This is a genomic window from Saccharopolyspora antiqui (genome assembly GCF_052246905.1).
Taxonomy (GTDB): Bacteria; Actinomycetota; Actinomycetes; order Mycobacteriales; family Pseudonocardiaceae; genus Saccharopolyspora.
Map to the genome: position 1 here is coordinate 103608 of NZ_JBQQBO010000012.1, position 14613 is coordinate 118220.

Genomic DNA, 14613 nt, shown 5'->3' on the forward strand with positions numbered 1-14613 from the left:
CCAGCACCACCACACAACCAACACCGCCGCACCCCACAACAACGAGAACGAGGTGAAGGGCACCTTTCACCAAGTAACTTGGCAAAAGGTGCCCTTCACCCACCACTCGATCAGTGAGCACGAACGCCAAGCGAAGCCGCGATCGCGCGGGCTACTTGGACGGGTAATGAGTGAAGGGCCAGACGTGCCGCTGGGCGAAACTTGTGCAGCTTGGCTGGCCGCTTGGGGTTTTCGACGGAGGTGTCGGGCGTTAGATCAGGCCTAGGCGGCCTGGTACGCCGGTTATCGAGTCGATCAGGCCGAAGACCGGGACGCCCAGCGGCGCGAAGGTCCACTTGTTGTTCAGGTCGCCGGTGTCCGGCTCGTCGACGATCGCGACCCCGTCTTGCTGAGGAGCGTCGGCGAGGGCCGCCGGGCCGGTGCTCAACAAGGCGGCCCCGGCCAGCAGCGAGGCGGTGAGGGCACGGCATGCGATCCGGTTCATGGAAACATCCTTTCGGTTGATCTTGAAGAGGCAAGTTCCGCCTGCGCTCGCCGAACCGCGCAGGGCGATGCGCACCGAACCGGCTAGCCGCCCAGCAAGCCGACGATCGGCTGCAGCAGTTGGGTGGGCAACTGGACCGTCGGACCCAGCAGCGCGCCCAGGTCGACGCCGGGTGCGACCCAGATCGGCTCGGCGGCAGCGACTCCGCCGGTCAGCAGGCAGGCCGCGAGCGCGGCCACGGCCGCGGCGGCGAACCGGTAGCTCGTTTTCGACAAGGTTCCTCCCTTTTTCCGGTGCTCCAGCTGGTTTCAGCGTGGAAGATCAGCAAACCGAGTCGGACGGTTTGGGATTGGTGAGGCCGAACAGCGGTCGCAGCGTGATCCCGGCGTAGGTGCCGATGATGGCCATCGCGCCCCACAACCAGCCGTGCAGGCTGAACGAGGCCACGCCCGAGAAGTAGGCGCCGATGTTGCAGCCACCGGCGAGCCTGGCGCCGAAACCCATGAGGATGCCGCCGAGCACCGCGCCGACCGCGAGCCGCCACGGGATGTGGCGGTGCAGGGTGAACGCTCCGGCGAGCGCGGCGGCGATGAGCGCGCCGATCATGATGCCGAAGTCCATCACCGAAACCCGGTCGGTGAGCACCGAGGCCGACAGCTTCGCGGTGTTCTCCGGCACGCTCCAGAACTGGGCGCCCGAGATGTCGATCCCGACCCAGGCCAGGATCTTCGCGCCCCACAAGCCGAATGCCGAGGTGATGCCCCAGGCCTGCCCGGACACGAACAGGGTCAGTGCGTTGAACCCGGCGAGCAGCAGCGCCCCGACCCACAACGGCCACGATCCGCGCAGCACGCGAAGCACACCCCGCTCGGTCGGCGGTTGTTCGATCGGCGGCGGTGTTCGGCGACGCTCGATGAGCAGTGACACGGCGAAGACGGCACCGATGATCAGCAACGAGATGACGACAGCGCCGACGTAGCCGAGCGGGGTGTTGGCCAGCGAGACGGTGGGCCCGGTGTTCTGGACCGCCCTGATCCAGTCGGCGACGAACGCGCTCGCGACCGAACCGGCGATGAAACCGCCGAGGGTGAACAGGATCGCGGTTTGCCCGCTGCCCACCGCGAACAGCGTCCCGGACGCGCACGAGCCGCCGACCTGCATGCCGACGCCGAACAGGAAGGCGCCGAGCACCACGCCGAGCCCGGCGGGTGCCACGGTTCCCGCCGGCGTCCCGGACAGGCTCACCCCGCTGCCGAGGATCACGGCGAACAGCAGGCAAGCGGCGCCCAGCATCAGCATGTGGGCGCGGATCGCGCGGCCCTGACCGACGGTCACCAACTGCCGCCAAGCCGAGGTGAACCCGAACCGCGAGTGGAACAGCACGAGCCCCAGCGCGAGGCCGAGCGCGTACAGCACGGTGAGCTTCCACCCGGCGGCATTGTTGACGGCGAAGCCCACCACGACGGCGACCGCGATCCCGATCGCGACCACGCCGCGCTGGGCGGGTGGGGCCTGCACCGGCGCGGCGACCGGACGCGATATGTCCACAACAGACATGAGCACTCCTGGTTCTGGATTGCGGCGCGATTTCGCGTCAGCTCGATGAGAGGGGGCCGGAGATCGCGACGATGGTGCCTTGCCGAATCCACTGGCCAGCGGCGGAACCGCCGTGCTCGTGGTTGGCCATCTGCATCACGTCCACCTGGGCAGACGCGTAGATCGCGACCTCGCCGGTCAGGTTCTCCTGGCGCGCTGCCAGCCAGCGGCGAAATCCGGCCAGCGAGGGCGGTTCGCCACCGAATGCGCTGGCCACCGTCATGCCGTAGGTGAGCGAACGCTGATCGCGCGGGTCGAAGCGCAGCGGGATCGACGATCCAGCCACCGAGTTCACCACCGGACCGTGCAGCAGCCACGGGGCGAGGTGAACGCCGTAGATGTAGCCCGGCCCGTCGGCTACGGCTTCGAGCGTCTCGGCGGCACGGGACCACCCGGACACCACGACCAGCGCGCCGCCTGGATCGTCGCGCACCGCCAGGCCCCGTTGCCGGGCTTGGGCGGTCACGATCTCAGCCGCTGCTCGTGCCCGCGGCGAATCGTCTCCGACGACGTTGATCGACGGCACCGCGGCGGAGGCCAGGTACCCGACCTGTTTGCGCAGCGCATCGTCGTCCTCCGCGGACAGCTCGTCGGCCGGGCAGCGGTCGAGCTCGGTGGTGGATCCGGCGACGATCCCGCCCAGGGCGGCGCTCGCGCACTCCGGTCCGTCCGCGCCGAAAGCGGCTGGCAGGGCCGGGAGCTCACCGGTGTCGACGTCCACCGAGTCCTGTTCGGCGCCGTGGCGCACCACGATGTCGCTGCGCCCGGCGGGCAGTTCGATCTCGGCCCAGGTGCCCGAACTGCCCGGTCGGGGCACGGCGCGGGCGAGGACACTGCCGGATTCCACGGCTACGTCCAATCCCGCGCTCGCCGGGAAGTGCACCAGGTTGCGGCCCGGCCGATGCGGACTGACCAGCACCGGGGTCCCGGCGGCCGAGGCGAGCCGCGGGACGCCTGGCACCGGTAGGTCGTGCGGCAGCGGAATGCCGGGCAGCGCGGTCCACGCGACGACCGCGCCCAGCACACCCACCGCGCCCAGCCGATAAACCCGCCGGAGGTCGCGGAGCACCGCGGTCAGCACCAGAACGCCCAACGACGCTACGACGAGCCCGACCAGCACCAGACCGTAGGCGCTGTCCACCAAGCGCCGGTCGAGCAGGCCCGACAGCAGCAACTGCCCGATACCGGCGGCGGCCAGCGCCAACGCCGCGGTCAAGGCCACCGGCCCCGGCCGCAGTCCGCTGTCGTCCCGCCAGGATCCGGCGGCGAAACCGAACCAGACCACCGCGACGGCCGCGAACACGGTGTCGAAGAAGAACGCGAGGGACGAATGTCCGAGACCGGCCTCGGCGATCAGCAGCAGGGTCAACCCGAACCCGAGGTAGGTGGCCGCGGACCGCCACCGCAAGCAGATCGGCACCGCCAGCGCGAGAACGGCGTGCGCCACGGCGAAACCGATGTTGATGTCGAGCACGACGGCCGACCACGCGCTGATCAGGGCGGCGACACCACCGGCGACCCAGGCCAGCCGGGGCGGCACCGCCACGACCGTGCGCAGCAGGCCGATTCCGGCGACCAGTGCGGTGCTCGTCAGCAGGAGCACCCGCAGCGCCAAAGCCAACAGGTCCACACTGGACACTCCGGTGTGGGCGTGCATGTCATCCATCGCCACTCGCGTTCTCGTCATTGCCGCAGCCGCTGGAGCGGATGTCGGGTGTTCTGCTGGTGGAAAGGAGTTGCGCCGGTGGCGCCGGGCGTGCGGGACGGCGCCACCGGCGCGGTCTACTTGACGTCGGAGTCAGCGACCACGAACAGCTCCGAGTGCGGCTTGGCGTTGCCGAACTCCCCGTGCGGCCAGGACCGCCGGTTGAAGTTGACGCCGACCTCGCCGGTCACCTCGTCGCGGAACGCGTCGTCGACCGACACCGAGCCGTCGGGCCCGAGGTGCAGGACGTTGACCTTGTGGTCACCGTCCAAACCGGACCGGGCGACGAAGTAGTTCGACACCGCCAACCGCTGCGGCTGCGACGTTTCGTGGTAGAAGCCGTCCTGGCCGAGCACGAAGTTGTCGTACGCGCCCCAGTGCGGTCCGGCTCCCGGCTGCCCCGGGTTGATCGGGGCGGCTCCGGCCAGCGTCGGGCAGTCGGCCTCGGCGCCGCCGTACTCGGCTTCCTGCTTGGTGTCGATCGAGCACTGGTAGCCGTCACCCGCACCGACGAGCTTGGCGATGTCCAGCACGTAGACGCCGCCGGTGGTGCCGGGGTCGTCCGCGCCGAGCGTGCCGGGCTGGCGTCCCACGATCGCCCGGTACAGGAACCGGTCGTCCGGGCTGGTCTGGATCCACCCACCGTTGGAGCTGCCACCGTTGCGGTCGTTGGCCGCGTCGAAGCCGGGGTTTGCGGTGCCGTCGTCGAACACCTGCCGCCAGTGCGGCTCGGCCGCGGTGATGTCCGGCGTGTAGAAGACCGCGCCGCCCTGCATGGTCTGGGCGAAAGCGCCCTTGTGGCCGGGCAGGTTGGTGACGGTCGTCTCCATCACGGCACGGCTTTCCTGGTGCAGCGGATCGGCCGGATCACCGCGCGGCCCGTCCGGCAGGTAGGACACCGCCTTCAGCTTCGGGTGGTTGCGGTCGGAGATGTCCCAGGTGCGCACCGTGGGCCGACGCAGGTACGGCGAAGGCGCCTTCACCGGGTCGAGGATGATGTTGCGGGGTTCGACGTAGTCGGCGGTCACCAGCGTGTTCAGGTCCTCGCGGGCCTGGATGCCGTGCGGGTTGGCGCAGGTCGGCTCGCCGATCGTCGGCAGGTTCGCGCACAGCTTCGGGTTGTCGCCGCCCGGGGTCGCCGCCGGGGACTGCGAGAGCACCTTGGCGTTCTCGTCGAACCGCACGACTTCACCGGGGCTTCCGGCGAATCCGTTGCCGATGTGCACCGAGCCGTCGTCGTACCGGTACGGCCCCGGTGCGACCGGGCCGCCCATGTAGGTCGCGTACGCCGTGCCGTCCCGCAGTACCCAGTACGCGTCCGGCACCGAGCCGCCGAGGGTTTGCGACGGCAGGCTGATGCCTTTGAGCTTCACGTTCGGCAATGCCGTCACATCGAAGGCGTAGGTGGCCGCGCCGAACAACGCGCCCGCGTAAATGGTGTCGCCCTTGTGCCACACGTATTGCATGTGGTGCGGCTCGTTTTCCACCAGCGGCCCGACGGTGATGGTGTTGACCACCTGGCCGTAACCGGCCGATCCGGGGGTCGCGTCGATGACCGCGAGGAAGTCCGGGCCGGGCGCGGCATTGGCGACCTTGCCGAGTCCACCGCCGAGCGATCCCGGCAGGTTCCGCACGTCGGGCACCACGGTGTCGGCGATGTTCTCGTCACCGGCCCAGACCAGCAACCATTCCTTGCGCTTGCCGTCGGACTGCGACTTCTCCAGCGCGCTTTTCACCAGGTGGTTGGTGACCGTGTAATCCTTGCCGTCGGCGCCTTTGATGGATTGGGTGGAAACTTCGACGTCCGCGTAGGCATCCTGCACCGGTAGCGTGACAGCACCGACGGCCAGCGCCAAAGCTGCCAGACCGGTTGGCACTCTTCGAAAACGTATCTTCATTTGTGCTCCGAGATTCCGTGGAAATACCCGACTGACGGCACGCCGGAACACCACCGACCGCGGCTTGAGAACGCGGTGCTAGCGAAGAAAAAGGCCGTGCCGTGGGGAACACATCGGACCGGGCAAAACCCGCCTTGGCGCGCCGAACCCGGTTCCGCGAAAGGCGAGTTCTAACGAACGCAACAGAGAGCGCTGGCCTGCTGCACCAAATCGACGTGCAGGCGAGCCACCAGAGTGGCGGACCTAGACATGGCAGAAATGATCGGGATCACCGGCCGCGCTGTCAATGGACCAACCACTTGGTGAGATCGGCAAGGATTCGTTACCCGGAAAAGCGCAGTACGGGAACGCGTTCACCCGGAAAGCGGTAGAGGAGTTAACACAACACGCTTACCTTGCCGCGCTCATCGCGCGATTTTTCGAAAACCCCGGCGCGGCGGACAATCGCGTTACCGCGCCGGGTCTTCGCGCGCCAGCTCGATCGCGTGGCGCATCGCCTTGCGGCCGCGATTGCGGTCACCGGCCAAGTCGTAGGCCTGCGCCAGCGCGAACCACCGGCGCCAATCCTGCGGTGCGGCTTCGAGTTCGGCCTGCTTCTCGTCGAACCACGCGTCGGCCGCGTCCCGTTCGACGCGGCCCGAGGGCCGCCGCGGCAGGTGCGAAACATCGGGCAGGGCGTCCTCGTCGTGGAGCCGTCGCGCGAGCCGTTCGGTGGCCACCCCGAACCGCAGCTGATCGACGACCAGCACGGCCCCGAGTATCGGCAGCACCAGGATCGCCAATCCGAGCGCGATGAACACCGGCTGCCCGCTGACGATCATGGTGATCGCGCGGTCGCCCATCAGCACCAGGTAGCCGAGCAGCACGATGGCGACCACGAACGCGGACGTCCGCGGGTTCACCAGTCGGCGCTGCTCAGCCACTCAGAGCCCCATCAATGCGTCGAGACCGACGGTGAGGCCAGGCCGGGCGCCCACCTCGCGGACCGCCAGCAGCACGCCCGGCATGAACGAGCTCCGGTCGTAGGAGTCGTGCCGGATCGTCAGGGTTTCGTCCTCGGTGCCGAAGAGCACCTCCTGGTGCGCGACGAGACCGGTCATCCGCACCGAGTGCACCCGAACCCCGTCGACCTGGGCGCCGCGGGCACCGTCGAGTTCCTTGGTCGTCGCGTCCGGCACGGCGCCCAACTCGGCGGCGGCGCGTGCCTGCGCGATCACCTGCGCGGTGCGCGCGGCCGTCCCGGACGGGGCGTCGGCCTTCTTCGGGTGGTGCAGTTCGATGATCTCCACGGACTCGAAGAACTTCGCGGCCAGCTCGGCGAAGCGCATCGACAATACCGCGCCGATGGCGAAGTTCGGCGCGACCAGCACCGCGACCTCCGGGCGTTCGGCCAGCCACGACCGCACGGCGTCCAGCTCCGGGGTCCCCAGTCCGCTGGTGCCGACCACCACGTGGATGCCGTTTTCGACGCAGAACCGGATGTTGTCCAGCACCGCGTCGGGATGGGTGAAGTCGACGGCGACCTGCGCGCCGCCCTCGACCAGCTCGGTCAGGTCGTCTTCACGGTCGATCGCGGCCACCAGTTCGGTGTCGGATGCCTCGCCGACCGCGCGAACCGCCTCGGATCCCATCCGCCCTTGGGCGCCCAACACACCGACCTTGATCGGGCTGTTCACGTGACGACTACCTCTCCACCTCGACGCCGAAGCCACCCCGAGTCTAGGTAGCTCGGCCACCCACCCCGCCCCCGGGTGAGGCCTCGTGAGTGCTGGTTCCGGTAAGCACCAGAATATTCGCCCACGAGGCCTGACGTGCTCAAACCCCGTCGGGGAGGTCTTCGGGCGAGTCGTAGGGGCCGACCACGGCGGTGGTGAGCGGGCGGCGCAGGAGCTCGGCTGCGAGCTGCGCCACGTCTTCGGCGGTTACCGCGTCGATGCGTGCCAGCGTCTGCTCGACGGTGTAGTGCCTGCCGTAGTTCAGCTCGGTCTTGCCGATCCGGCTCATCCGCGAGGCGCTGTCCTCCAAACCGAGCACCAGCCCACCGCGCAGCTGCCCACGACCGCGCGCCACCTCGTCCTCGGTCAGCCCGCCGGCCGCGACCTCGGCGAGCACGCCGCGGATCACCGCCGAGACCTCACCGAGGCGATCCGGGGCGCAGCCCGCGTACACCGAGAACGTTCCGGCGTCGGAGTACGCCGTGGTGGCCGAATACACCGAGTAGGCCAGCCCGCGCCGCTCGCGGACCTCCTGGAACAGCCGCGAGCTCATGCCGCCACCCAGGGCCGCGTTGAGCACTCCGAGCGCGAACCGGCGCTCGTCGTGGCGGTCGAAGCCGCGGCAGCCCAGCAGCAGGTGGACCTGTTCGGTGTCGTCGGTGTGCAGCACCAACGACTGCTGCTGTGGTAGCCGGGCCCGCCCCATCCGCGGCGGCGCGGGCCGCACGTCGCCGTCCAACCGGTCGCCGAGCGCCTTGCGCATCAGCCGCAGCACCTGGCCGTGCGCCACGTTCCCGGCCGCTGCGACGACCATCTTCGGCATCTCGTAGCTGCGGCGGTAGAAGCCGTGCACCCGCGCGCGGGTCATGTTGGTGATGGAGTCCTCGGTGCCGAGCACCGAGCGGCCGAGCGGGTGGTCACCCAGCACGGCCGAGGTGAACAGCTCGTGCAGCAGGTCCTCGGGATCGTCGTCGCGCATCGCGATCTCCTCCAGGACCACGCTGCGCTCGACGTCCACATCGGACTTCGCGTTCACCGCGCCGAAGACGACGTCGCAGAGCATGTCGATGGCCAGCGGCAGATCCCGGTCCAGCACGTGCGCGTAGTAGCAGGTGTGCTCTTTGGTCGTGAAGGCGTTCAGCTCGCCGCCGACCGCGTCGATCTGCTGCGCGATGTCCACGGCGGTGCGCTTGGCGGTGCCCTTGAACAGGAGGTGTTCCAGGTAGTGCGCGGCCCCGGCCTGCGGGCGCGCCTCGTCGCGGGAGCCCACCGCGACCCAGATCCCGACGGAGGCCGAACGGACGCCGGGCACCGGTTCGGTGACCACCCGAAGCCCACCGGGCAGCACCGTCCGCCGCACCGCCACGTCGCCACTACGACCGAGCACCCGGGTGGTTCCGGGCCGCTGCAGGTGCCCGCTCCCACTACGCATCTGGTTCTGCTGCTTCATGTCCCTAGAAAAAGTGTGTGGGGTCAATTTTCGTAGCGGTGCGGGTAGCGGAACCTCAGACGCCCCCTCGGTCCGGGATCCCCGACATCATGTATGTCCGATACACCACGTCGTGGCTGTCCTCCCGAGGAGACGCCTGAGAACCCGCGGCGGTGCAAGTTGCGGGCATGGCGAAAGAGAAAGCGGCTTCGCCGCTTACCTGACGCGAATGCCGAGTTGAATGCATCGCACACCCCTGCTCCGGACGAACTCAAGCCAATCATGACAATACGGCCCGCCCCGGCGCGAACCGGGACGGGCCGTATTGGACAGTGCGTCACGCTCTGGTCACTGCACCGAATTCTCGACCTCCGGCTGGGCTTCGCCCTCGGCCTTCTCGGCGTCGTCGCTGACCAGCACCAGGCTGATCTTGCCACGGCTGTCGATGTCGGCGATCTCCACGCGCAGCTTGTCGCCGACGTTGACCACGTCTTCGACCTTGCCGATGCGCTTGCCGTTGCCCAGCTTGGAGATGTGCACCAGGCCGTCCTTGCCCGGCAGCAGCGAGACGAACGCGCCGAAGGCCGCGGTCTTGACCACGGTTCCCAGGAAGCGCTCGCCGACCTTCGGCAGCTGCGGGTTGGCGATCGCGTTGATCTTGTCGATGGCGGCCTCGGCGGACGGGCCGTCGGCGGCGCCGACGTAGATCGTGCCGTCGTCCTCGATGGTGATCTCCGCGCCGGTCTCCTCGGTGATCGAGTTGATCATCTTGCCCTTCGGGCCGATGACCTCGCCGATCTTGTCCACCGGGATGCTGATGGCGGTCACCCGCGGGGCGTGCGGGCTCATCTCGTCGGGCTTGCCGATCGCCTCGGCCATCACTTCGAGGATGGTGAACCGGGCGTCGCGGGCCTGGCCGAGCGCCTGGGCCAGCACCTCGGACGGGATGCCGTCGAGCTTCGTGTCCAGCTGCAACGCGGTCACGAAGTCCTTGGTCCCGGCGACCTTGAAGTCCATGTCACCGAACGCGTCCTCGGCACCGAGGATGTCGGTCAGCGCCACGTAGTGAACTTTGGCCCCGTCCGCGGTGTCTCCCAGCGTGTCGGACACCAGGCCCATCGCGATACCGGCCACCGGAGCCTTCAGCGGCACACCCGCGTTGAGCAGCGACAGCGTCGACGCGCACACCGAGCCCATCGAGGTGGAGCCGTTGGAGCCCAGTGCCTCCGAGACCTGCCGGATCGCGTACGGGAACTCCTCGCGCGACGGCAGCACCGGCATCAGCGCCCGCTCGGCCAGCGCACCGTGGCCGATCTCGCGCCGCTTCGGGCTGCCGACCCGGCCGGTCTCACCGGTCGAGTAGGGCGGGAAGTTGTAGTGGTGCATGTACCGCTTCGTCGTCTCCGGCGACAACGAGTCGATGGTCTGCTCCAGCCGCAGCATGTTCAGCGTCGAAACACCCAGGATCTGGGTCTCGCCGCGCTCGAACAGCGCCGAGCCGTGCGCCCGCGGGATAACCCCGATCTCGGCGGACAGGCTGCGGATGTCGGTCAGGCCCCGACCGTCGATGCGGACCTGGTCGCGGATGATCCGCTGCCGCACCAGCTTCTTGGTCAGCGACCGGAACGCGGCACCGATCTCCTTCTCGCGGCCCTCGAACTGCTGGCCCTCGCCGATGCCGACCTTTTCCAGCACCGAGGCCTTGATCTCGTCGAGGCGGTTCTCCCGCTCCTGCTTGCCCGCGATCTTCAGCGCCTCGGCCAGCTCGCTGGAGACGGACTGCTCGACGGCGGTGAAGGCGTCCTCGGCGTAGGCCGGGAACACCGGGAACTCCTGGGCCGCCTTGGCAGCGGCCTGCGCGAGCTGCTGCTGCGCGTGGCACAGGGTCCGGATGAACGGCTTGGCGGCCTCCAGACCGGCGGCCACGACCTCCTCGGTGGGCGCCTGGGCGCCACCGGCGACCAGCGCGACGGTCTTGTCGGTGGCCTCGGCCTCCACCATCATGATCGCCACGTCGTCACCGACGATGCGACCCGCGACGACCATGTCGAACACGGCCCGCTCCAACTGCTCGTGGGTGGGGAAGGCCACCCACTGGCCGTCGATCAGCGCCATCCTGGTGCCGCCGATCGGGCCGGAGAACGGCAGCCCGGACAGCTGGGTGGACGCCGACGCGGCGTTGATCGCCAGCACGTCGTAGAGGTCGCCGGGCGCCAGGCTCATCACCGTGACGACGACCTGGACCTCGTTGCGCAGGCCGTCCACGAAGGACGGGCGCAGCGGCCGGTCGATCAGCCGGCAGGTCAGGATGGCGTCGGTGGAGGGACGGCCCTCGCGGCGGAAGAACGAGCCGGGGATGCGGCCCGCGGCGTACATCCGCTCCTCGACGTCGACGGTCAGCGGGAAGAAGTCGAAGTGCTCCTTCGGCTGCTTGGACGCCGTGGTCGCGGACAGCAGCATGGTCTCGTCATCGAGGTAGGCGACGATGCTTCCGGCGGCCTGCTTGGCCAGCCTGCCGGTCTCGAACCGGATGGTGCGGGTCCCGAACGCGCCGTTGTCCAGCACGGCGGTTGCTTCGTAAACGCCCTCGTCGATCGACTGGGGTTCAGTCAAGGTTGACTCCTCATGTTCACGAGGCCCACGGCAGGAGCATCCGGATCGTGGTCCGACGAGGCCGGCCATCGATCGAAGCTCCCGGGGAGCGTCTGCTGCGACGCATTGCCCGGCAGCCACTACCGAGGACCGGCGGACGCCTGCCCGGTGCGTGCCACCGTGAGCACTCTCTTCAGTTGCGACGGCGCCGGACGCCGTCCGTCTTCAATGCACCGGGGGGAGCGGCCCGCTGGCCACTCCCCCCGGTGTCCGTCAACGACGCAGACCGAGTCGCTGGATCAGCGAACGGTAGCGTTCGATGTCCACCTTGGTCAGGTAGTTGAGCAGTCGGCGGCGGCGACCGACCATCAGCAGCAGACCACGACGCGAGTGGTGGTCGTGCTTGTGCTGCTTGAGGTGCTCGGTCAGCCCGACGATCCGCTTGGTCAGCAGGGCCACCTGGGCCTCGGGCGAACCGGTGTCGCCGTCCTTCAGGCCGTACTCGGCCAGGATCTGCTTCTTCTCATCAGTGGACAACGCCACGAGTTGACTCTCCTTCAACGTCCCGTGTCAGCTGCACCCGACCAGTAGGCCGGGTGGGCAGATCGAAGATCATCGACCGGATTTCGGCCACCACGGACTGCAGCCGCTCCACCGGCCAGGATAACAGGGGGAGCTGGTGCTACTGGGTCAGCCCGACGACTCGGGCGGCACCGCCGCGCGGTGCACCGTGCGGTACACCGGAGCGCCTTCCCGCAGGTCACTGCACACCACGGTGAGCTCGCGGCACTGCCACCACGGACCGGCGTAGTCCGCGAACAGGCCGGGCAGCAGCTCCCGGTCGGCGCGTCCGCCCACCCACCTGGCGATGGTCAGATGCGCTCGGTAATCGTGTGGATCACCACCGGCCGCGCGCACCAGTGCGCGCAGCGTGATGTCGTCGGCTTCGGTGGCGGCTTCGACGCCGGTCCACAGCACGCCGCGGAACGTCCCGGCGCCGGCCAACCGCAGCCGCGGCGGATCGGCCGCCCGCAACTGGGCGACGCGGCGCTCCAGCCGGTCGGTCACGTGCTGCTGATCGGCGTCGTCGCCGTGGAAGCACAACGTCAGGTGCCAGCGCTGCGGCGCGGTGAACCGGAACTTGCGCAGCCCCGCCGTGGCTTCGGCGACCAGGTCCGGGTCGAGGCGGTCGACTGTCGAGGACAGGTGCCGCACCGCCTCCTCGGACGGCCACAGCGCCGTGAACAGGCGCACGCTCCCCCCCCCTGTCGATCATGGTCGCGAACGCGGGTCCAGCCCGCTTGCCCGAGACCGTCAGTCGGAGTCGCCGTTGGCGGCGCGGCGCAGCAACTGCGCCAACGCCGGGTAGCGACCTTCGAGCAACGATGCCGCGGCCTCCAGCTCACTGGGCCGGGCCACCTCGCGCAACACCGGCCACACGGCTTCCTCGCCGTTGGCCTGCTTGACCGGCAGGTTGTCGCGGCCCACCGAAGGGCGCGAGTGCCGAACGTCCTCCAGCGCCTGCTTGATCGCGTCCGACTCGCCAGCCGCCACACCGGGGATGAGCACCTTGCGCTCCAGCATCACCAGCCGCGCCAGCACCGACGGGTTGCCGATCTTGGCGCGCCGCCCGCTCATCACCTGGCTGAGCATCGGCGCGCTGATCCCGAGCACCTCGGCGAGCTGGGCCTGCGAGATGCGGAACGCAACGACCAGGCGGCGCACCCGGTCTCCCAGCGGTTCGCCGTACCACTGCCGCTGCAGTGCCAGGTTCCGCTGGACGTTCTTGCTCTCCGTCACCTTCGCTCCCCCTGTGTCGGCGGCGACCCGGCCGCGCTCGGCCGCTGATCCGGCTCTGAATACTGCCAGGTCATCGCCCGGATGCGAACGAGAATCCGAAATCCGCTGCGATCGCGGTGCCCCGCCCAGTGGACGCGGCTGCTCCGTTCGGGGCGTCGGCTTACCGGTTTTCACCCGTCCGCACCCAGAATCCGCCGGGTCTCGACGACGTCCTGGTGCATCTGCTGGATCAGCGCGTCGACCGTGTCGAAGCGCTCCATCGACCGCAGCCGCTGCACGAAGTCCAGGTCGACGTGCTCGCCGTAGAAGTCGGCGTCGATGTCGAGCACGTACGCCTCGACGGTGCGCTCGGTGCCGGAGAAGGTCGGGTTGCTGCCCACCGACACCGCCGCGGGCAGCGTCCGCCCGGGCTGCACCGAGCCACGTCGGCGGTGCGTGAACCAGCCCGCGTAGACACCGTCGGCCGGGATCGCCGCGTGCGACGGGGTGGACAGGTTCGCGGTGGGGAAGCCGAGTTCCTTGCCGCCGCGCCCGGCGCCGCGCACCACGATGCCCTCCAGCCGGTGGTGGCGGCCCAGCGCGGAGGCCGCCGCGACGACGTCGCCGGCGTCGATGCTGGAGCGGATGTAGGTCGACGAGAAGGTCACCGAGGTGCCGGACGGGTCGTCGGCCCGGCGCACCGGCCCGGATACCAGCGCATCAGATTCGACCTCGAAGCCGAACCGCTCGCCGAGCTTGGCCAGCAGCTCGATGTTGCCAGCCGCCTTGTGGCCGAAGGTGAAGTTCTCGCCGACCACGATCTCGGCCGCGTGCAGCCGCTCCACCAACATCTCGTGCACGAACTCCTCGGCCGGTAGCCGCGCGACCTCGCGGGTGAAGGGCAGCACGCAGAACACGTCCACGCCGAGCTGTTCGACCAGCTCGGCTCGGCGCCGCAGCGTGGTCAGCTGCGCCGGGTGGCTGCCCGGCCGCACCACTTCCGACGGGTGCGGATCGAAGGTCATCAGCACGCAGGGCACGTTGCGGCGGCGGGCCTGCTGCACGGCGTGCGTGATCAGCTGCTGATGCCCCCGGTGCACGCCGTCGAAGACGCCGATGGTGACCACGCACCGGCCCCAGCCGCCGGGGATCTGCTCCAAACCACGCCATCGCTGCACGACCAGCAAGCCTACTGCGCTGCTCCCGGACCACCGGATCGCCATCGCCCGTGCCGCAGGTCGCGCCGCACGGGCAGCGGCGGACGGCAATCCCGCCGGTCAGCTCGCCCCGGCCTCGAATGCCGACGCGCTGGTCGTGCGTGGTGGCCGCGCACATCCGGCCGAGCTCGGTCGGCTCGCTGACGCTCGCCCTTCGCCGGGTTCTGGCGACCATGACCCGCGTCACTGAAAACCTTG

Annotated in this window: 13 protein-coding genes; all 13 read right to left on the reverse strand. The window is 69.3% G+C overall.

What is annotated here, in order from left to right:
* Positions 1-250: 250 nt before the first annotated feature.
* The 13 genes from ACTWQN_RS20005 to ACTWQN_RS20065 all read right to left on the reverse strand — a co-directional run bounded on the left by ACTWQN_RS20005 (position 251) and on the right by ACTWQN_RS20065 (position 14376).
* Complete coding sequence (locus ACTWQN_RS20005) at positions 251-484, reverse strand: hypothetical protein (RefSeq protein ID WP_443205026.1); 234 nt, start codon at positions 482-484, stop codon at positions 251-253.
* A gap of 83 nt (positions 485-567) precedes the next feature.
* Positions 568-759 carry a hypothetical protein gene (locus ACTWQN_RS20010; RefSeq protein ID WP_443205027.1) on the reverse strand — a complete coding sequence of 64 codons (192 nt, stop codon included), beginning with the start codon at positions 757-759 and terminating at the stop codon, positions 568-570.
* A gap of 46 nt (positions 760-805) precedes the next feature.
* Positions 806-2041, reverse strand: a complete 1236-nt coding sequence (locus tag ACTWQN_RS20015) for a YeeE/YedE family protein (protein WP_443205028.1) — start codon at positions 2039-2041, stop codon at positions 806-808.
* Positions 2042-2078: 37 nt separating this feature from the next.
* On the reverse strand, positions 2079-3767 hold the full coding sequence (locus tag ACTWQN_RS20020) for a hypothetical protein (protein ID WP_443205029.1): 1689 nt from the start codon (positions 3765-3767) through the stop codon (positions 2079-2081).
* Positions 3768-3862: 95 nt separating this feature from the next.
* Entirely contained in the window at positions 3863-5683 is a 1821-nt protein-coding gene (locus ACTWQN_RS20025; protein ID WP_443205030.1) for a hypothetical protein, read from the reverse strand.
* Positions 5684-6132: 449 nt separating this feature from the next.
* Positions 6133-6606, reverse strand: coding sequence for a hypothetical protein (locus tag ACTWQN_RS20030; protein WP_443205031.1), 474 nt, complete (start codon positions 6604-6606; stop codon positions 6133-6135).
* Positions 6607-7359 carry a 4-hydroxy-tetrahydrodipicolinate reductase gene (gene dapB / locus ACTWQN_RS20035; protein ID WP_443205032.1) on the reverse strand — a complete coding sequence of 251 codons (753 nt, stop codon included), beginning with the start codon at positions 7357-7359 and terminating at the stop codon, positions 6607-6609.
* Between the two features lie 139 nt (positions 7360-7498).
* On the reverse strand, positions 7499-8848 hold the full coding sequence (locus tag ACTWQN_RS20040) for a M16 family metallopeptidase (protein WP_443205033.1): 1350 nt from the start codon (positions 8846-8848) through the stop codon (positions 7499-7501).
* A gap of 327 nt (positions 8849-9175) precedes the next feature.
* On the reverse strand, positions 9176-11440 hold the full coding sequence (locus ACTWQN_RS20045) for a polyribonucleotide nucleotidyltransferase (RefSeq protein ID WP_443205034.1): 2265 nt from the start codon (positions 11438-11440) through the stop codon (positions 9176-9178).
* A gap of 252 nt (positions 11441-11692) precedes the next feature.
* A complete protein-coding gene (gene rpsO, locus ACTWQN_RS20050) occupies positions 11693-11962 on the reverse strand; it encodes a 30S ribosomal protein S15 (RefSeq protein ID WP_443205035.1) in 270 nt (89 codons plus the stop codon).
* A gap of 147 nt (positions 11963-12109) precedes the next feature.
* Positions 12110-12673, reverse strand: coding sequence for an RNA 2',3'-cyclic phosphodiesterase (thpR, locus tag ACTWQN_RS20055; protein WP_443205036.1), 564 nt, complete (start codon positions 12671-12673; stop codon positions 12110-12112).
* A 60-nt stretch (positions 12674-12733) separates the two neighbouring features.
* Positions 12734-13219 carry a helix-turn-helix domain-containing protein gene (locus ACTWQN_RS20060; RefSeq protein WP_443205037.1) on the reverse strand — a complete coding sequence of 162 codons (486 nt, stop codon included), beginning with the start codon at positions 13217-13219 and terminating at the stop codon, positions 12734-12736.
* A gap of 170 nt (positions 13220-13389) precedes the next feature.
* Positions 13390-14376: a bifunctional riboflavin kinase/FAD synthetase gene (locus ACTWQN_RS20065; protein ID WP_443205038.1), complete on the reverse strand. Its 987-nt coding sequence runs from the start codon at positions 14374-14376 to the stop codon at positions 13390-13392.
* Positions 14377-14613: the final 237 nt, after the last annotated feature.